This is a genomic window from Prodigiosinella confusarubida (assembly GCF_002847015.1).
GTDB classification, from domain to species: domain Bacteria; phylum Pseudomonadota; class Gammaproteobacteria; order Enterobacterales; family Enterobacteriaceae; genus Prodigiosinella; species Prodigiosinella aquatilis.
The window spans coordinates 1700687-1718517 of the sequence record NZ_CP025085.1; the positions used below are offsets into that span (position 1 = coordinate 1700687).

Genomic DNA, 17831 nt, shown 5'->3' on the forward strand with positions numbered 1-17831 from the left:
AGAGCTAATCAGCAACTGGGCTGAAATGGTCGGCAACAAGATGTTCGCCCAGGTCGAGAAGGAAGAGTGGAACCAGTGGCGATCAGTGTCAGAACAAATCTCTGTCGGGTTGCGCGACGTTGTCGGTAACACGCCAGTCGGGATGGTCGCGAAGGATATCGTGGCCCGTCAGGTTCAGTACATGAAGTCGTTACCGCTTGAAGCCGCTGGACGCGTTTCTGAGATTCAGGATCGGGCAATAGAAGCGGTTATTCGCGGTGAACGGCCCGATGCGCTGTACGAAATGATTATGGCCTCCGGTGATGTGGCAGCCAGTCGAGCGCAGATGATAGCGCGTACCGAGATTGGCAGGGCTACAGGCGCACTGACGCAAGCTCGCGCGCTTGCCGTTGGTTCTGAGGGCTACTGGTGGCGCATTGAAGGGGCAGGAACGAGACCATCACATCGCAAGATGAAAGATAAGTTTGTTCGCTGGGATGACCCACCGACCCTTGATGGCATGACTGGTCACGCCGGATGCTTGCCTAATTGCAAGTGCTGGTCAGAAGTTCAGATACCCGAGCCAAGAAAATAACAGGTCGCCACTGAGCGGCCTTTTTTATTGCCCGCAATTCAGCAGGTAACCCATGAAATATTTTTTTAAAACCCGCCTGGGGAATACCCGCTATCAACTGGCGGATGGCTCCGTTCTGTTTAAAGACGTGCCTATTGGCCGCACAGGCGAACAGGTCTATGGCGCGGAAGAGTTGCCAGAAATCGAGCCAGACAGCCAGGAGTTGATAGTCGTTCGCCGGACGCCGGAAGAGGTATTCAGCGAGCGCACGATCGCTTCGTTTGAGGGAATGGCCGTCACTATCGGTCACCCGAAAGACTTCAATGGCAACATAATTTTTGTCACGCCAGCCAACTGGCGACAACTGGCAAACGGACACATTCAGAACGTCAGGCGCGGTAGCGGGGAAAATTCAGACCTTCAACTGGCTGACGTTATCGTAAAGACACCCGAAGCCATCCAGGCGGTGGAAGACGGTGACGATGAGGTGAGCTGCGGCTACGACGCAGATTACCGCCAAATCTCGCCGGGTATCGCGGAACAATACGCGATCACCGGTAATCATCTGGCTTTAGTCCCTAACGGGCGGGCCGGTTCACGTTGCGCACTTGGAGATAGTATGCCAAACAAAGCCAAGAATTGGTGGGAGCGCCTCGTGCGCGCTCGTAAAACCAATGATGCCGCCGAAATGGCGAGCCTTATCGATAATCCGCCAGATACCGTTACCGGGGATGATGATGTCACATCCTCTATGACACCTGGTGGCGTGGTTATCAATCTTGCACCGCAAAACCCGCTGCCCGGTCCGGCATTGCCAGGTACTGGTGACGCAGAGGAAAACGTGCCCGCATGGGCGCAGGCCATCATTGCCCGTCTGGACAAGCTGGAAGGCCTGGAGAAACAGGAACAGCAGACCGGTGATGAGGATGCAGAAGAGAAGAAAGAGGAAGAAGGCAAAGTAACCGGCGATGCCGCTTACCGGGCTGACCTCATTCAACCCGGCATCCAGTTACCTGAGAAAGCGAAACTGACAGCGTTCAAGCGTCAGGTTCTCACATCTGCCGATCAGTCTCTGGTACGTTCAATCGTTGGTGATGCTGATATCACCAAACTGAAAAAAGCTACGGTTGATATGGCGTTTAACGCCGTTTCTGAGTTGGCGAAAAACCGCAATACCAAAACTGCAGACAGCCTGCAAACGCAGACTGCCACCACTGTTAAAACCATTGCCAGCATGAATCAGGCTGCGCAGGACTTCTGGTCTAAACGAGGCTAATCCATGTCGAATACTTTTCTTTACCGGATGCCTGCTGGCATCGCCGGGGCAATTTCTCGTCCGCAGGATCTGACTGTAGAACCTCAGTTGCTGGACTCCACCAATCTTTTTTCTGCTTACGGTCTGGGCGGCAAGATTTCCTCAGGAAAATTCGTGCCAATCGCTGCGAGCGACACAGCGGCAGTGCTGGCGGGTATTTACGTTCGCCCGTATCCGACCGCCAGCCAGCCGGACAAAGTTCAGCAGGTAGGCAGTGGTAAAAACTTTACTGGCGATTCCCTGGTACGCGGCTACGTCACGGTAAACCTTGGGGCTGATGCTTCGGGTGTTGCATTGCGCAGTCCGGTTTATATGCGCGTGGATACACCATCCGCATCCAGCCCTCTCGGCGCATTTCTTGCTGCCGCAGATGGTACGAACACCGTCCAGATCACTAACGCTTACTTCAATGGCCCGGGCGACACCAGCGGAAACATTGAACTGGCCTTTAATATTTAAGGAAATCGCAAATGCCAATGACATTTGACCAGGCGACAGTCGACGGTACTGGTGCCTTTCTTATCCATGAACTGGAACGTCTCGATCAGACACTGAACCTGCCGCTGGTGAGTTATACCTGGTCGCGCGATATCCAGTTGCGCGAAGACGTTTCTATCGCTGATGAAATCAGTTCGTTCACCAACACCACTTTTGCTGCTGCCGGTACACCGAATGCCAACGGTAAAAACTGGCTGAGCAAAATCCCTACCGCGATGGCTGGCGTTAACGTCGACATCGCAAAAACGGGTTTCCCGCTCACCTTATGGGGTATGGAGCTTGGCTGGACAGTGCCGGAATTGCAGGCTGCCGCACAGGTTGGGCGTCCTATCGACACCCAGAAGTATGATGGCATGCAGCTCAAGTGGAACATGGACACCGACGAGCAAGTGTACACGGGCGATACAGGGCTTGGCGTAAAAGGCCTGTTGAACCTGTCTCAGGTGACGCCGACAAATGCCGCCAAAACCTTCGCGACGTCCAGTCCTGACGAAATGCGGGACGCAATTAATGCTGGTCTGAGCGCGGCCTGGGTTAACTCCTCTTACACGATGGTTCCTACTGATCTGCTTTTGCCTCCAGCGCAGTTCTCGCTGCTGGCAAGCACCATTGTTTCCAGTGCAGGTAACCAGTCACTGCTGACTTATCTTGAAACCAACACTATCGCGTATCACCAGAACGGGCGTCCTCTGAATATCCGTCCGGTGAAATGGGCAATAGGTCGTGGTGTATCGAACTCTGACCGCATGTCGTTCTACACCAATGACAAGAAATACGTTCGATTCCCGATGGTTCCACTGATGAGCGTCCCGATCCAGTATCGTGGCCTGTACCAGTTGGTGACCTACTACGGCAAGTTGGGTGCAGTAGAGCCGGTTTATCCGGAAACGCTGGCGTACGTTGACGGCATCTAATCCGCAGCGGCCCGAAAGGGCCGTTCATGAGGACTGGCAATGAAAAAGATTTACGTACTAGCTCCGTTTAATTTCAATAACGGCAGCGAGCAAAAGCATTTCTCAGTGGGTTTCCATGAAGTGGATGATGATGTAGCCGATCACTGGTTCGTTAAAGCGCACTGCTCACCTAACGGCGAAGCGCCGACCGTGGCGGATGACCCGCGTATTGCGGATCTGGAATCGCAACTCACCGATAAAGACGTGAAGATTGCCGAGCTGGAAGCGAAACTGACGGAGGCCACTACCAATGGCAAGAAATCAAAGCCTGCCGACGCCTGATTTTTTCCGACAAACCTTTCCGCAGTTCTCTGACACAACCACTTATCCCGATACTGTTGTTCAGATGCGCCTGACATTGGTTGATGCGATGATGAGCGAAAGCCGGTTTGGCACTGATGTTTTCCCTTATGTCGCAGGCCTGTTTGTTGCGCATTATTTAGCTCTGTCTGCGGTGGATAACCGCTCCGTTGCTACTGGCGGAGCGGGCGGGATTAACACCGGGATTATGACGGCTAAGTCCGTGGACAAGGTCAGTGCCAGTTATGACGCCAGCAACACGCTGAATCCTGATGCGGGTTTCTGGAATAACACCCGTTACGGTTCTGAGTTCTGGGAATACCTGATGATATTCGGTGCCGGAGCAATTCAACTGGGAATACCGGAATGAAAAGCGGCCTGACGGTAACGACGGATAATGCTGACTCAGTGCTTGCTGCACTAAAGAAACTTTCTGGTATGGATGTGCTTGTAGGTATACCAGAGGGTAACGCCGCGCGAGAGGACGGTGCGCCATTTAATAATGCTGAGTTGGGGTATCTCCATTCTACGGGCGCAACGATTCTTATCCCTGAGCACACCACAACGATTTATCGACAGGTGGATGCCAATGGGGATTTGAAGAATGGTGGCCGCTTTGTAAAAGCAAAAAAAAGCAATATTGCCACCACTCATACGGTTAAAGCGCAGGTTGTGACGCTGCCACCCCGCCCGTTTCTTGATATCGGTATTGAAGATACCCGCGAACGCACAACAGAACACCTCAAAGCCTCAGCGGGTCTGGCGCTGGAGGGCAATACTGCTGGCGCACAGAAAGAACTGGAGAGAGCTGGAATTATCGCTTCCGATGGCGCTAAAAAGGTCATCAGCGACGGCGACCGATTGCAGTCGCTGTCTGATAAAACACTTCAGGCGCGCCGTGCTCAGGGATTACCTGGCGATAAGCCGCTTTACGCCCACGGCTATCTGCTGCGTTCGATAACCTACGTGGTAAGGAGCAAGTAATGCCGTTTCTCGACGTATCAGAGGTGCTGCTGGATCCGGATTTTGTGGATACCACGCTTGTTTGTCACCGTAACACCCAGACCACGGATGACGACAATTTCCCTGTTAACACGCCGGCTGACCACCCGTTCTCAGGTGTTGTTACTGTTGACCGGTCACTGGAAACCAAACGCATGGCCGCCGGACAGAACATTAACGGCGCTATTCTCATCGTGACCCAGTTCCGGCTCACGCAGGGGCAAACTGGACTTGACGCTGATATCGTGACTTATCGCGGGCGTGGATATCGGGTGACCTTCGTTGATCCCTACACGGCGTACGGTGCCGGATTCGTTCAGGCGCATTGTGAGCTGATGGACTTTGACGGAGGGACGCCAGTTGAGTAATGACAGCACAGCACCGGGCTACCTGACGCCAGTTGGCGATGCTCCGGAATATGACGAAGAGCTGGAGCGAGAAATCAGTCGCTGGATACGCGGCGTCACGGGAATTGATGCAAAATTGGTCTTTCCCCGATGGACTGATCCGCAATCCTCCATCCCTAAAAACGGCATAACGTGGGTAGGCTTTGGTATCACGACCAATCCCTTACCTGACACGCCAGCAAACGTTCAGGTCAGCGAAGAAAACAGCGAACAGTGGACATGGGAACAGGTCACTGTGTTGTGCTGCTTTTACGGTCCTCATGGCTCTGGTATGGCGTCACTTTTCCGTGCTGGCATTGCCGTAGAGCAAAATCAGGACACTCTTCGCCAGGCAGCAGGATTGTCTCTATTGGAGTTCGGGGAAATTTTTAACCTCCCGGAATTAATCAATAACCAGTGGGTGCGCCGGTACGACATTACCGTAACGCTGTTGCGCAAAAACACCCGCACTTACAACGTAAAATCAATCCTCATTCCTAACGTAGAAATCATCACCGGAGATTAATCATGGTGCAGAAAAGTCTGCCATTAAGTCGCGTCACAAATGTGACAGTGACTCTCTCCGCCCGTGCAGCGCAGGGCCGAAATTTTGGCTCCATGCTTATTCTGGGCGATTCAACTGTTATTCCGATCGCAGAGCGCCTGCGCCTTTACTCCAGTGCTGATGATATCGGCGACGATTTCGGGGTGGACAGCGAAGAGTATAAAGCCGCTGTTATCTGGTTTTCCCAGTCTCCACAGCCCACTCAGGTTTATGTCGGGCGCTGGGTGAAAACACTGGACGTAGCCGAAGCCGGTGAGGTTGAAACTCTGCTGCAAGCTGTAAATGCGCTGATGGACTTCAACAGCTGGTACGGTCTGCATCTGGCTGTGCCGGAAGCGGATTATCCTACTGATACCGACATTATCAGTGTGGCTGCCGCTATCGAAGCTGCGAGCGTTTCCCGCATTTTCGGCATCACTACCAATGAAGCCGATACGCTGGTGGCCGCAACTACAACCGATCTGTCGTCGAAGCTGAAAGCGGCCAAATACAGCCGTACGTTTATCCAGTATTCGACCAGCAGCCGCTATGCCGCGCTGTCGGCGTTCGCGCGCGCATTCACTGTCGACTTCACCGCCAGCAACACCACGATCACCCTGAAATTTAAACAGGAGCCGGGTGTCACGTATGAAACGCTGACAATCAGCCAGGCCAACAACCTTGAGGTGAAGAACTGTAACGTTTACGTGTACTACGAAAACGACACGGCGATTCTGGAGCAGGGTGTGATGTCGAACGGCGATTTCTTCGATGAGCGCCACGGCCTCGACTGGCTGCAAAATGCAGTGCAGACCGCAGATTTCAACACGCTTTATACCAGCACCACAAAAATTCCGCAGACCGATGCGGGTACAACCACCCGAATAGCAAACATTGAGGCAGTGCTGGACAAAGCGGTCAATAACGGTCTGTTTGCGCCAGGCGTCTGGACAGGAGGCCCACTGGGTGTGATTTCTACAGGGGATACCCTCACTAAGGGATATTACATCTATGCCGAAAGCGTGGCTGACCAGTTGCAGGTTGACCGCGAAGCGCGCAAAGGAGTGCCGATTCAGGTGCTCGCGAAACTGGCCGGAGCCGTGCATTACGGTTCCGTTGCAATCACTGTGGTGCGCTAAGGGGGCAGCATGTCTACTTATTCTTTTATGGATGTTTCCGTCACGCTGGTAGGACCGACCGGATCTATTGATTTGGGGTATGGATCAGCTAACTCCAACGAAGGTGTAACGGTATCCTACGCTGAAGCGAAAAACACCATGACGGTTGGCGCTGACGGTGAAGTGATGCACAGCCTGCACGCAGGTAAGTCAGGTACCATTACAGTTAACCTGCTTAAAATATCACCAGTTAACAAAAAGCTGAACCTGGCTTATAACGCCCAGTCCCTTTCCTCCGCTACATGGGGAAATAACATCATCGTGATCCGCAACAAAGTCAGTGGCGACACCATCACGGCACGCAGCTGCGCATTCCAGAAACACCCGGATATTGTTAACGCAAATGTCGGTAATAATAACGTTTGGGTATTCGACTGCGGCAAGATCGACCCTCTTCTCGGGGAGTATTAACAGATGGAATTTACTATCAACAGCGTGGAATATCGCGCCGCGAAACTCAGCGTTTTTGAACAGTTGAAAGTGTCCCGTAAGGTGTTGCCGCTGATCGCAAAAATTGTGTCAGATGTGGCCCTGCTGAAAAATACGCTGAAAGACAAAAAGCCTGGTCAGGAAGAGATCTTCAAGACGCTTGAAACAGTGCTGCCGAAGATAGCCGATGCGTTGGCAGAAATGCCGGATGAAAGCGTAGATGCGATCTTGCATCCCTGCCTGAAAGTGGTTTCACGTAAAAGCGCGATGGGTAACTGGACGCCGATTTTCAGCGATGGTGTGCTGATGTTCGACGATATCGACCTCTTTGCGATGCTCGGCATCGCTGCGCGTGTGGTGGGCGATAACCTCGGAAATTTTTTGCGCGCACTCCCTACGAGCGAGACAGTCACCTCGGTGGATCAGGCCTGACGCTTAATGCTTTGCCTGACGGCGAAGACTTTCTCATGCGCCCGGTGCACGCCGGGTATATCCCCTATACCGCACTGAAAGACGGCTCTGTTGATTTGGCCGATATCGCACGCATGAATGACTGGCTTGATGTCAACGCAGATAACAAAGCCCGTATCCAGCAATGGGAGAAAGACCAGTGAATGCTGAAACAATAAAGTCGTTCCTGGTTTCTCTCGGGTTCGATGTCGACGACGCAGGTATGCGCAAATTTGATGCGACACTGGTCAGTGTCACTACCAAAGCGATCAAACTCGGTGTAGCTGTCGAAGCCGCGGCCCTGTCCGTCGTGGCGTTCACGACGAAAATCGCCACTGGACTGGATGAGCTTTACTGGGAATCCCAGCGCACAGGAGCCACGGTTGCAGGAATTCAGGCTATCGGGTATGCGGCATCGCAGACCGGCAGCAGTGCCGCCGCCGCGCGCAGCTCTCTGGAGAGTCTGGCGCGATTCATGCGTAACAGCCCCGGCGCGGAAGGGTTTCTTAATCGTCTGGGAGTGCAGACGCGGGACGCCAGCGGCCAGATGCGCAGCATGGAGTCAATCTTTTCTGGTGTGGGCCAACGCCTCAGCAGCATGCCGTATTACCGGGCGAATCAGTACGCCTCCATGCTCGGTATTGACGAAAATACGCTGATGGCGATGCGCCGTGGCATGGGCGAATTTGGCGCGCAGTACAGTGCCACGGCGAAATCGATCGGCTTTAATGCTGACGTTGCAGCGAAAAGTTCCAACCGTTTCATGACCTCTATCCGCGAATTCACGATGATGGCGGGTATGGCTCGGGACAAAATCGGCAGCAGCCTGACGGATGGCCTTTCCGGCTCTCTCGATCGTCTGCGCAAACAGATACTCGATAACTTCCCGGCGATTGAGCGCGGCATTATGGCGGTCATCAAGGGGATTTTGTGGCTTTCTGACGTCATTGGCCGGGCCGCGATGCGGCTTATTCAGGCCGAAGGCCAGATATCGGACTGGTGGAAGGGGTTGGACAAGGACAGCAAGTCGCTAATCGAAACGCTGGGTGCTATTGTCGTTGTCTGGAAACTGCTTAACGCTGAAATGTGGAAATCCCCGGTAACGTGGGTACTCGCGCTGGTCGGTGCATTGGCACTGCTATGGGAAGACTATCAGACCTGGAAAGAAGGCGGCAAGAGCCTGATTGACTGGTCGAAGTGGCAGCCCGAAATTGAACAGGCGAAAAAGGCGTTCATCTGGCTTCGCGACACGCTGATCGAGCTGAAAGACCATCTCGGCGGCTGGAAAAACACATTAGAGCTGATTTTTGGCTTTATGGTGGGCGCGAAGTTGGCCGGATTTCTTGGCGGTATCGGGAAGATAACCGGTGCATTCGGCGGTATGGCCAGTGCTATCGGTGGCGTGCTGAGCGGCCTGGGTAATCTTGCGAAGGCGATAGCTGATATTGCCCTGCGAAATCCCTGGCTTCTGATGTTCGTCCCGACCAACAATACGCCGACAACCTCGGAAGAACTGGCAACTATTGGCGGCGTGGGGGCGAACATTGACCCCGCTGAACTGAAAAAGGCTCAGGACTGGCAAAAGGAACACCCTGGAGAGGTTTATGTCCCAGGCAATGAACGGGGGATTCGCAACAACAATCCCGGTAATATCGAATTTGCAGGGCAGGCGGGGGCAACATCAGACGGACGTTTTGCGCAGTTCCGCACACCGCTTGAGGGATTGCGCGCAATGTCTCGCCAGCTCCTGCGCTATTACGATGGCAAAACTACCGGCAAGCCACTGCAAACAGTCTCCGATATTGTCAGCACCTGGGCTCCACCAACCAAAGACGGCAAGATCGAGAATGACACCCTCGCTTATATCGCGCATATTTCGCAGATGCTTGGTGTTTCACCTGACGCGCAAATCAATCTGCGTGATCCGAACGTCATGGCAACAATGATGAACGGTATTATCCAGAAGGAGAATGGACGCAATCCCTACGGTGACGAAATGGTGCGCGCCGCCGGTACTGCCACGATCGGTGGCTCGTCTCTCAGCCAGGAAGTAAATATCACCGTTAACGGCGTGTCCAACCCGCAGGAGGCTGCAAATATCATCGCAGGCAAGCAGGCAGGCATTCAGGCTAACGGTATTCAGCAACTTCAGACGGGGCCACGCTGATGGATATTCTCTCTACTCTGTTTCAGCAGCAGAGCCGGAAAATCGGGGTGATGGTACCGAGTGTTGTTGTCAGTGAAAGACACAGCGATGCGCTGGAAATCACAGAGCACCCGGTAGAAAAACCCACATCATCTGCTGCGGGTTTTGTAGCAGATCATGCATACCGGCGACCCAGTGAGGTTGTGATGGAAGTTGGCTTTGCCGGGGGCGGCTCGCTGCTGGACTTACTTGATACCAGCAATCTCGGTATCAGCCTCGGACTTTCTCCAAAGGAGGTTTACGCCTCCTTTCTGGATATGCAGCGGAACCGTGAATTGCTGGATGTCACTACAGGCAAGCGGCAGTATATTAATATGCTGTTGCGCGCCATTGAGGTGACTACCGACAAGACGACGGAAAATGTCCTATCAGCAGTGCTAACGCTTCGTGAACTTATCCTGACTTCGACAACGACAGTTCAGGTCGCGGATAAAACGGGTATGTCGCAGGGTGTGTCCACATCTGCCACGCAGAACGCCGGTGTTAAATCGCCGGTTCCTAAAAATGAATCTCTGCTTTCGCAGATCGCCGGGGGAATTGGGCTGTAATGAACATCAGCGAAATCCCGCTTTCAGCGGATAATCAGAACTTCGCCATCACCATTGCCGGTACTGCATACCGCATGCGGCTCGTATGGCGTGACGCGTTCTGGTGTCTTGATCTCCTTAACGGCGACCAGACTTCGATAGCGTTATCGCTTCCCTTGCTGGCCGGTGCTGATCTGCTGGCCCCTTACGCTTATCTCAACCTGGGGTTCTCCATGTTTGTGAACAGCGATACCGAAGGACAGGAAAACCCGACAAAAACCGATCTCGGAATTTACAGCCATCTTTACGTCGTTACGGAGTAACCATGTCCCAAAACTGGATACGGCATTTTGAGCTGCAAATTGTCGATGAGAACGGAAACGGGATCAGCCTTTCTGATTTCAAGGTGACCTTTCGCATTGAGTGGGCCGATACGCGGTTTCCTCGCGTGGCGAACGTCAAAATTTACAACGTATCGCCGGAGACGCAGGCCCGTATCATGGGCAAAGAGTTCAGCAAAATCCGCATCATTGCCGGATATGATGGTGCGATGCCTGTTGTTCCGGACAGCGAGATAGGTATTGCTCACCCGGTAGCGCCTGGCGACGAAGGGAAATTTTCGGGTACCAACTACGGGTTGATTTTTACCGGCGATATCCGCTTCACTATCAACGGCAAAGACAATATCACCGACAGCTGGGTGCTGGTGCAGGCCGCCAGCGATTACAACGCGTTCCTGTTCGCCAGCACCAAAACCACGCTGGCCGCCGGGTACACGACGAAAGACCTGCTCGACCTGACGATGAAGGGATTTAACCCCTGGGGTGTCACGCCGGGCGTCATCGGCGATATGCCGACCACGGTATTTCCGCGCGGTCTGCCACTGTACCACTCCAACCGCGACATCATGGACGACATCGCGAAGATGTGTGGCGGTACGTGGCAGATGGTCGATGGCCAGGTACATGTCGTGCCGTCGAATAAGTACGTTCAGGAAGCGATCGTGCTGAATTCTGACACCGGTCTGATCGGCATGCCGCAGCAGACAATGGACGGCGGCGTTAACGTGCGCTGCCTGATTAACCCGAACATCAAAATCAATGGTCTGGTGCAGATTGACCAGGCGTCAATATACCGCGTGGCTCTCGGTAATAACGAAGTAGCCAGTGCCACCGGTCGAGTGACTGAGCAGAACGTTAACGGCAACCTGACAGCAGCCGGAAACGGAACGCTTCAGAACCCGGCCAGCATTGCCGCTGATGGCGTTTATATCGTCAAAGCAATCGACTATACTGGCGAAACGCGAGGACAGCCGTGGTACATGGATATGATGTGTTTTGCGCGGGGCGCGCGTGATTTGCAAACTGGCTCATCACTGTTACGCGGGGGATAATGTGGCTAAATTTATTGCTACTGCTTTTCTTTCTTTTTCAGTTTTATTTTCCACCATCGCACTAGCAGATCCATATGTTGATAAAACTGGTGTTCTGATGAATAAGCAGCAACTAAACCAGTGGCGATCTCCGGAGTCTGCAGCTCCGTACTTCGCATTAAATGGGCGCCTTTTTTATATGACGATTGATGATTTCGCATCAATAATTGATAACACTTATGCCCAATGTGATGATTTAGATGCGTATACCAACCGTAAGGGAGTCACTAAAGCATGTAAAGACCATGTTTTTAGTGGTATTAAAGAAATTATTGCCCTTTCGAAGGATAAAACGGTCAGCGATCAAGCCTGGAAAATTGGGACGAGATATGCATGGGACTCGCACAACCCAGTGCCTGGTATGAACGTTTGGGATTTTAACGGTTGGGCTGCGGGGATTCGGGTCGCTAAATCAAAGGGATACTAGCCACATGAGCGCCTCGCGCGTGTATGGGACGCATGATTGCGTGAGAACAAAATGATTCTGACGCTATCGTCACACATTCATGTTGCAGCCTCAGCGCCTAAATAATACACTCTGTGTAACGATAACTGTGGTTGTTGGCACTAGAAAACACCAATGATGCAGATATCGCCAGTGTTTTTTTTGTCTTCATAGGAAGGCGGATATGAAGTTGGTTGTATAAGCGGGAGGAGGGGAACATGTCTGAGTCAATCAAGGCATATTTTAACGCAGCAGCAAGCGTAATGAACATTATGCCCTCAACAAATTATATGGAATCTATCCATTGCATTTCTGATTTAGATTCCATCAAACATGATGTTGTCAATGTGGCTATGGATATGAGAAAGGTCATGGAATATGAACGCCAAAAGCAACAAGGGGCAATTGCGCAATCAGCCTGTGAATAATGGCAATCGTCATACACAGGAACTATCTCAAAAGATTGCGGAACAGATAAGCCTTGCTGTAAAGCAGGATCCTGAGCTAAAAGGGAAAATCCCACCAGAAATTGTAGAGAGATTGTCACGGAATCAAGTGATGATCTCTCGTTTTTCCAGCACTGAACGTTTTGAGGGGCCATTTCCACACCCGCAAACGCTTGAGCAATATAACAAAGTGCTTCCCGGTGCTGCAGAGCGGGTTTTTGCTCTGACAGAAAGAGAGCAATTACATCGACACGGTCTCCAGAACACGGCTGTTAATGGAACGATATCACGTGATAAACGTGGGCAATGGATGGGATACACCATAACGATATTGGTGTTATTAATTGCTGTTTATTTTGCTTATCGTGGTAATACTGCCTTTGCAGGCACTTTGATTACGGTTGATCTAGTTGCGTTGGCCGCTATCTTTGTTTCAGGTAGAGGTGGAAATGCTAAAGAAAATCAAAGCCCTCCATCTACGTGATAGATAGAATTCTGATTACCCGCTCTGGCGGGTTTTTTATTGCCCGGAGTTTCCCTCATGCCAATTCCTCTTTCGTCGCAAATCAGCGGCGATCAGCAGTTCATGCTCGCGATTCAGGAAGCCATTAGTGCAGGAATCCGTGTGGCCCTGCCTGGCACGGTAGTTTCGTTTGATGCTGATGCGGTGACCGCCGTCATACAGCCAGCTATTAAGGGCTATGAACCAGACGCCAACGGAAATCAGGTTTCGATCTCAATGCCGCAGCTCGTCGATGTGCCTGTGTCATTCCCGCGTGGCGGTGGAGTCACACTCACGTTTCCGGTTAAGCCTGGCGATGAGTGTGAACTGATATTTAACGATCGCTGCATTGATTTCTGGTGGCAATCAGGCGGGGAACAGGAGCCGGTACACCCGCGCCAGCACCACATCGGCGACGCGATAGCATTACTCGGGCCGATGTCGCAGGCTAAAAAAATCAGTGGCATCAGCACCAGCGCCGCGCAGTTGCGCACCGACGACGGCGCCGCATTTGTGGAGGTGGCGGCCGGGCATAACATCACGGTCACCACACCGGGGACGTTGACGGCCACGGCCAGCGGTGGTGCGGAAATTACAGCACCGGAAATTGTGCTGAATGGCAATGTGACCATTAACGGCAACCTGTCGCAGGGCATGGGAGCCAGTGGCGGCAGCGCAACAATGCTTGGCCCGGTACACGTAACTAACGATGTTATCGCTGGCGGTAAGAGCCTTGAGTCTCACACTCATGGCGGCGTACAGACAGGCAGCGGTAACACAGGAGCACCGAACTGATGCGATACCGACGCGAAGATGTCGACGACGGTGATTACACGTTTGGCCGAGGCAATGATACCTGGCTGATTAACTCGCCGGAAGCGGTGGCACAGGCGATCAAAACCCGGTTCCTGCTCTGGTACGGTCAGTGGTTCCTCGATACGACAGCCGGTACGCCGTGGATGCAGTCTGTACTCGGCAAGCAGAAACCAGAAATCTACAACATGGCTATCCGCCAGCGCATTCTCGACACTGCTGGAGTCAGTTCAATCACCGAATTCAATACCACGGTTAACACTTCTACCCGGCGCGTGTCATTTACTGTGACGGTAGAAACCATCTATGGAACAACGACAGTTACCAGCGAGGCATAAATGGCCCTCAATTTGGACACACTCGGTTTATCGGCAACGGTAACCGCTGAGGGGATTAGTGCGCCTGATTATCAGACGATACTCAGTACAGTTACCGGGTATTTCCAGCAAATCTACGGCACCGACGCCTACCTCGAACCTGATAGCAAAGACGGCCAGGTGGTGGCTCTGGTGGCGCTGGCAATCCATGACGCCAACACGACAGCCATCAGCGTTTATAACAGCTATTCACCGGCAACTGCGCTTAGTGATGCGCTGACGCGCAACGTAAAAATCAACGGCATTACGCGAAAGGGGGAAACCCGTTCAACAGTTGATCTTGAGCTGGCCGGCACCATTGGTACAACAATTACAAACGGCTCTGTTCGTGATGATAACGGCATTATCTGGAATCTGCCGACTACTGCAACGATTGACGGAAACCCGGTGACGGCAACCTGCAATACGTCTGGAGCGGTTGCGGCGCTGGCCGACACGGTCACCAGCATTAACACCCCGACGCGCGGATGGACATCAGTTACTAACCCTTCTGCAGCTACTGTCGGTACGGCGGCGGAAACCGATGCTGAACTGAGAATAAGGCAGACGCAGAGTGTTGCTCTACCGTCGCTGACGCCTTTTGATGCGGTTGATGGCGCGCTGGCGAATATTTCAGGTGTGACGCGTCATAAGCTGTATGAGAACGACACAGATTCCGTGGATGTTAATGGGCTGCCGAGACATTCCATTTCCGCCATTGTTGACGGCGGTGACGCAACTACCATCGCCCAGACTATCCGGGGCAAGAAAGGTCAGGGTGTTTTCACGTACGGTAACACCACTGTTCAGGTGCTGGATAAGTACGGCAATCCACACAGCATCAGCTTTTCACGTACGGTTGATGTGGCAGTGTATATTGCTATCACCCTCCGCGTTTTCACGGGCTACACAACTCAGATCGGCGAAGAAATTAAATCGGCCATTGCAGGCTATATCAACAGTCTGACAATCGGCGATGACGTACTGATTAGCCGCATATATTCCCCTGCAAACCTCGGAGTCGTAAGCGGCGGCAACGCGCGCTATTACGACATCAATGAGCTGCAGATAGGCAAAACATCCGGGAGTGTTGCGTCATCGAATATCGTCATTGCTTACGATGAGTCGGCAAGCTGCTCTACAGCAAATATCACGATAACGGTATCGTCATGAGTAAATACACCGACCTGATAACTAACTACCACGCCGGGAAACCTCTTTTTTTTCAGCATGTGGATTTATCAACCAGACCACTTACCGATGTATCTACTGCACTTAGCGACCTGATCACCGCATTTGATATTGATACGGCTGTCGGTGTGCAGCTCAACATCTTGGGCGAATGGATAGGGCGCACGCGCTATGTCAGCGTGCCAATCAGCGGCATCTATTTTTCACTGGACACCGACGGACTTGGATTTGATCAGGGTGTATGGCAAGGACCGTATGACCCGGACAGCGGCTATACGGCACTGAGCGATGAAACATACCGGGTAATACTGAAAGCGAAAATCGCTATCAACAACTGGAACGGTCAGAACGACACGCTTCCGCCCATTCTTGATACGGCGCTGGCAGGTTCCGGTCTCCGCATGCAGATTGTCGACAACCAGGATATGACGATTTCTATCTGGGTTTTCCCTGATGTCGATATCTCGCAGGTGTCACTGGAGCTTATCGCCGCAATCAAACAGGGATACCTGACTGTTAAAGCCGCTGGTGTATGGGGCGGTAGCATTGAAATACCGGCGGTGGAAACGCCGTCTGAAGGTAACAGGTTCTTCGGTTTTGACATGGATAACGACTATATCGCCGGATTTGATGCCGGCTCATGGGAGAAATTACTCTAATGGCTGAAAATAATTTTAAACCGTTCGCTACGAGCGCGGGCGCAAACGTAATCTCGCAGGCTGACTGGGAGGTGCTCGCAACGCTGGACACGGGATTTCAGGGCGGGAAAGCATCAAGCTCACAAATGAATAAGGCTATCAGACAGTCATCTGTTATTTCTAGCGTTATTGCTCAGCTTATCGCAAACAGAACTGGAAGTGATGTGCTGGATAACGGAGATACCGCAACAATCCTGACGAACCTGCTGGCAGCGTTGTTTAACAGTCCGGCATTGACCGGAACACCAACCGCGCCGACGCCAGCGCCAGCGACAAACAGTACGCAGATTGCCACTACTGCGTTTGTGTGGTCCGAACTCAATAGCTCGCTGGTAGGCATCCCGCTACCCTGGCCGCAGGCCACCGCGCCAACTGGCTGGCTAAAATGCAACGGTCAGACATTCAATACAGCGTTATATCCAATGCTGGCCATGACGTATCCGTCCGGCACCTTGCCCGACCTGCGCGGCGAGTTTATTCGCGGTTGGGATGATGGTCGGGCGGTTGATAATGGACGCACACTATTATCTCAACAATCCCATGCGATGCAGCAAATGACAGGCAGTGTACCCGGGGTACATGCGCAAACGATAGGGGCTCAATTCGGCGGCCTCGGTGTTTTGGGAATGAATCATGTTGACAGCACAATACCCCCAGCAGAGGGAGGCGCGGATTATGGAGGATTCGTCATGACGTTTGATAACAATATTCCAGGTATAAATACATCAACAGAAAATAGACCACGTAACGTGGCATTTAACTACATTGTGAGGGCTGCATAATGAGTGATTCAATTCAGGCACAAACACACCTTAATAATACCGGGCTGGCCGTAAACGCGGGCTGGATAACTGTTTACCATGTTGACCCACAGACCCGCGAATATTGCGGGGCCAGTGATGAATACCTGATGCAGGGCGTGGGTATTCCCGCCGACAGCTACGCCGATGAACCCACATCACCCGAAGCCGGTCAGGCGCTACGCCGCACGACAGACGGTAGCGCATGGGAACAGGTGCCCGATTATCGTGGCCAGACGGTATACGGCACGCAAACTGGCCAGGCGCAAACAGTCACCGCCCTCGGTAATTTACCGGATGATGTGACACTGATGGCACCAGCGACGTCGTATGATAAATGGGATGGCAGCGCGTGGGTAACCGACACTGACGCCCAACACGCCGCCGCTGTCACTGTCGCACAACAGGAACGGGCGACACGCCGCGCAACCGCTAACGCCCGTATCGCAGAGCTCACCTACGCGGTGGATCTGGCATTGGCAACAGACAAGGAAAAAGCGGCCTTGACTGACTGGAAAACCTATATTGTGCTACTGAGCCGTATTGACACGTCTACAGCACCGGATATTGACTGGCCGACGGTGCCGGTGAATTGATTGTGTTCATGTTTTTTATTCGGTTTTTTGTTGGTATTTGATGTGGCGTGAATGTGTCGTCGTGTATCAATATAAACTATTGTGAGCTGTCACAAAACAATAATTAAGTGGTGTGAATGCGAGTAATCTATTGAATTTTAAATGATATTTATGTAGATCTTATGATTCGTAATGCGAAGGTCGTAGGTTCGACTCCTATTATCGGCACCAT

26 protein-coding genes are annotated in these 17831 nt (G+C 52.5%); all 26 read left to right on the forward strand.

The annotated features are described in order from the left end of the window. The first annotated feature begins 25 nt into the window (after window positions 1-25). The 26 genes from CWC46_RS07840 to CWC46_RS07960 all read left to right on the forward strand — a co-directional run bounded on the left by CWC46_RS07840 (window position 26) and on the right by CWC46_RS07960 (window position 17620). Window positions 26-574: a phage head morphogenesis protein gene (locus CWC46_RS07840; RefSeq protein WP_037382600.1), complete on the forward strand. Its 549-nt coding sequence runs from the start codon at window positions 26-28 to the stop codon at window positions 572-574. A 52-nt stretch (window positions 575-626) separates the two neighbouring features. Next, complete coding sequence (locus tag CWC46_RS07845; protein ID WP_021017422.1) at window positions 627-1829, forward strand: DUF2213 domain-containing protein; 1203 nt, start codon at window positions 627-629, stop codon at window positions 1827-1829. Window positions 1830-1832: 3 nt separating this feature from the next. Continuing rightward, entirely contained in the window at window positions 1833-2327 is a 495-nt protein-coding gene (locus tag CWC46_RS07850) for a structural cement protein Gp24 (protein ID WP_021017421.1), read from the forward strand. An 11-nt stretch (window positions 2328-2338) separates the two neighbouring features. After that, window positions 2339-3280 carry a DUF2184 domain-containing protein gene (locus CWC46_RS07855; protein WP_021017420.1) on the forward strand — a complete coding sequence of 314 codons (942 nt, stop codon included), beginning with the start codon at window positions 2339-2341 and terminating at the stop codon, window positions 3278-3280. Between the two features lie 39 nt (window positions 3281-3319). Continuing rightward, window positions 3320-3601, forward strand: a complete 282-nt coding sequence (locus tag CWC46_RS07860) for an STY1053 family phage-associated protein (RefSeq protein WP_021017419.1) — start codon at window positions 3320-3322, stop codon at window positions 3599-3601. Further along, entirely contained in the window at window positions 3570-3989 is a 420-nt protein-coding gene (locus tag CWC46_RS07865) for a DUF4054 domain-containing protein (RefSeq protein WP_021017418.1), read from the forward strand. The genes CWC46_RS07860 and CWC46_RS07865 overlap by 32 nt, the downstream gene beginning before the upstream one ends. Further along, window positions 3986-4603 carry a phage virion morphogenesis protein gene (locus tag CWC46_RS07870; protein WP_021017417.1) on the forward strand — a complete coding sequence of 206 codons (618 nt, stop codon included), beginning with the start codon at window positions 3986-3988 and terminating at the stop codon, window positions 4601-4603. The genes CWC46_RS07865 and CWC46_RS07870 overlap by 4 nt, the downstream gene beginning before the upstream one ends. After that, window positions 4603-4989 (forward strand): hypothetical protein, encoded by a 387-nt coding sequence (locus CWC46_RS07875; RefSeq protein ID WP_021017416.1) that lies wholly within the window; start codon window positions 4603-4605, stop codon window positions 4987-4989. Before CWC46_RS07870 ends, CWC46_RS07875 begins: the two co-directional genes overlap by 1 nt. Next, window positions 4982-5533 carry a phage neck terminator protein gene (locus CWC46_RS07880; RefSeq protein WP_021017415.1) on the forward strand — a complete coding sequence of 184 codons (552 nt, stop codon included), beginning with the start codon at window positions 4982-4984 and terminating at the stop codon, window positions 5531-5533. Before CWC46_RS07875 ends, CWC46_RS07880 begins: the two co-directional genes overlap by 8 nt. Window positions 5534-5538: 5 nt before the next feature. Then, window positions 5539-6690, forward strand: a complete 1152-nt coding sequence (locus tag CWC46_RS07885; RefSeq protein WP_037382598.1) for a DUF3383 family protein — start codon at window positions 5539-5541, stop codon at window positions 6688-6690. Window positions 6691-6699: 9 nt separating this feature from the next. Beyond that, on the forward strand, window positions 6700-7140 hold the full coding sequence (locus tag CWC46_RS07890; protein WP_021017413.1) for a phage structural protein: 441 nt from the start codon (window positions 6700-6702) through the stop codon (window positions 7138-7140). A gap of 3 nt (window positions 7141-7143) precedes the next feature. Continuing rightward, window positions 7144-7590, forward strand: coding sequence for a phage tail assembly chaperone (locus CWC46_RS07895; RefSeq protein ID WP_021017412.1), 447 nt, complete (start codon window positions 7144-7146; stop codon window positions 7588-7590). Between the two features lie 35 nt (window positions 7591-7625). Next, window positions 7626-7772, forward strand: a complete 147-nt coding sequence (locus CWC46_RS07900) for a DUF6889 family protein (protein WP_037382508.1) — start codon at window positions 7626-7628, stop codon at window positions 7770-7772. Beyond that, window positions 7769-9775, forward strand: a complete 2007-nt coding sequence (locus CWC46_RS07905; protein ID WP_021017411.1) for a hypothetical protein — start codon at window positions 7769-7771, stop codon at window positions 9773-9775. Before CWC46_RS07900 ends, CWC46_RS07905 begins: the two co-directional genes overlap by 4 nt. Further along, on the forward strand, window positions 9775-10362 hold the full coding sequence (locus tag CWC46_RS07910) for a phage baseplate protein (protein WP_021017410.1): 588 nt from the start codon (window positions 9775-9777) through the stop codon (window positions 10360-10362). The genes CWC46_RS07905 and CWC46_RS07910 overlap by 1 nt, the downstream gene beginning before the upstream one ends. Beyond that, window positions 10362-10664: a phage baseplate plug family protein gene (locus CWC46_RS07915; protein WP_021017409.1), complete on the forward strand. Its 303-nt coding sequence runs from the start codon at window positions 10362-10364 to the stop codon at window positions 10662-10664. The genes CWC46_RS07910 and CWC46_RS07915 overlap by 1 nt, the downstream gene beginning before the upstream one ends. A gap of 2 nt (window positions 10665-10666) precedes the next feature. Then, window positions 10667-11734, forward strand: coding sequence for a hypothetical protein (locus CWC46_RS07920; protein WP_021017408.1), 1068 nt, complete (start codon window positions 10667-10669; stop codon window positions 11732-11734). Between the two features lies 1 nt (window position 11735). Next, complete coding sequence (locus tag CWC46_RS07925) at window positions 11736-12200, forward strand: hypothetical protein (RefSeq protein ID WP_037382505.1); 465 nt, start codon at window positions 11736-11738, stop codon at window positions 12198-12200. Between the two features lie 236 nt (window positions 12201-12436). Beyond that, window positions 12437-12646, forward strand: a complete 210-nt coding sequence (locus tag CWC46_RS22815) for a hypothetical protein (RefSeq protein WP_021017406.1) — start codon at window positions 12437-12439, stop codon at window positions 12644-12646. Next, complete coding sequence (locus tag CWC46_RS07930; RefSeq protein WP_021017405.1) at window positions 12597-13148, forward strand: DUF2335 domain-containing protein; 552 nt, start codon at window positions 12597-12599, stop codon at window positions 13146-13148. Before CWC46_RS22815 ends, CWC46_RS07930 begins: the two co-directional genes overlap by 50 nt. 57 nt (window positions 13149-13205) lie before the next feature. After that, entirely contained in the window at window positions 13206-13961 is a 756-nt protein-coding gene (locus CWC46_RS07935; protein ID WP_021017404.1) for a phage baseplate assembly protein V, read from the forward strand. Next, on the forward strand, window positions 13961-14317 hold the full coding sequence (locus CWC46_RS07940; protein ID WP_021017403.1) for a contractile injection system sheath initiator: 357 nt from the start codon (window positions 13961-13963) through the stop codon (window positions 14315-14317). The genes CWC46_RS07935 and CWC46_RS07940 overlap by 1 nt, the downstream gene beginning before the upstream one ends. Further along, a complete protein-coding gene (locus tag CWC46_RS07945) occupies window positions 14318-15508 on the forward strand; it encodes a baseplate J/gp47 family protein (RefSeq protein WP_021017402.1) in 1191 nt (396 codons plus the stop codon). Continuing rightward, the gene (locus CWC46_RS07950) at window positions 15505-16185 is read left to right on the forward strand and encodes a DUF2612 domain-containing protein (protein WP_021017401.1); all 681 of its coding nucleotides are present in this window, start codon (window positions 15505-15507) and stop codon (window positions 16183-16185) included. Before CWC46_RS07945 ends, CWC46_RS07950 begins: the two co-directional genes overlap by 4 nt. Beyond that, window positions 16185-17006 carry a phage tail protein gene (locus CWC46_RS07955; RefSeq protein ID WP_021017400.1) on the forward strand — a complete coding sequence of 274 codons (822 nt, stop codon included), beginning with the start codon at window positions 16185-16187 and terminating at the stop codon, window positions 17004-17006. The genes CWC46_RS07950 and CWC46_RS07955 overlap by 1 nt, the downstream gene beginning before the upstream one ends. Further along, window positions 17006-17620 (forward strand): tail fiber assembly protein, encoded by a 615-nt coding sequence (locus tag CWC46_RS07960; protein WP_021017399.1) that lies wholly within the window; start codon window positions 17006-17008, stop codon window positions 17618-17620. The genes CWC46_RS07955 and CWC46_RS07960 overlap by 1 nt, the downstream gene beginning before the upstream one ends. The last annotated feature ends 211 nt before the right edge of the window (window positions 17621-17831 follow it).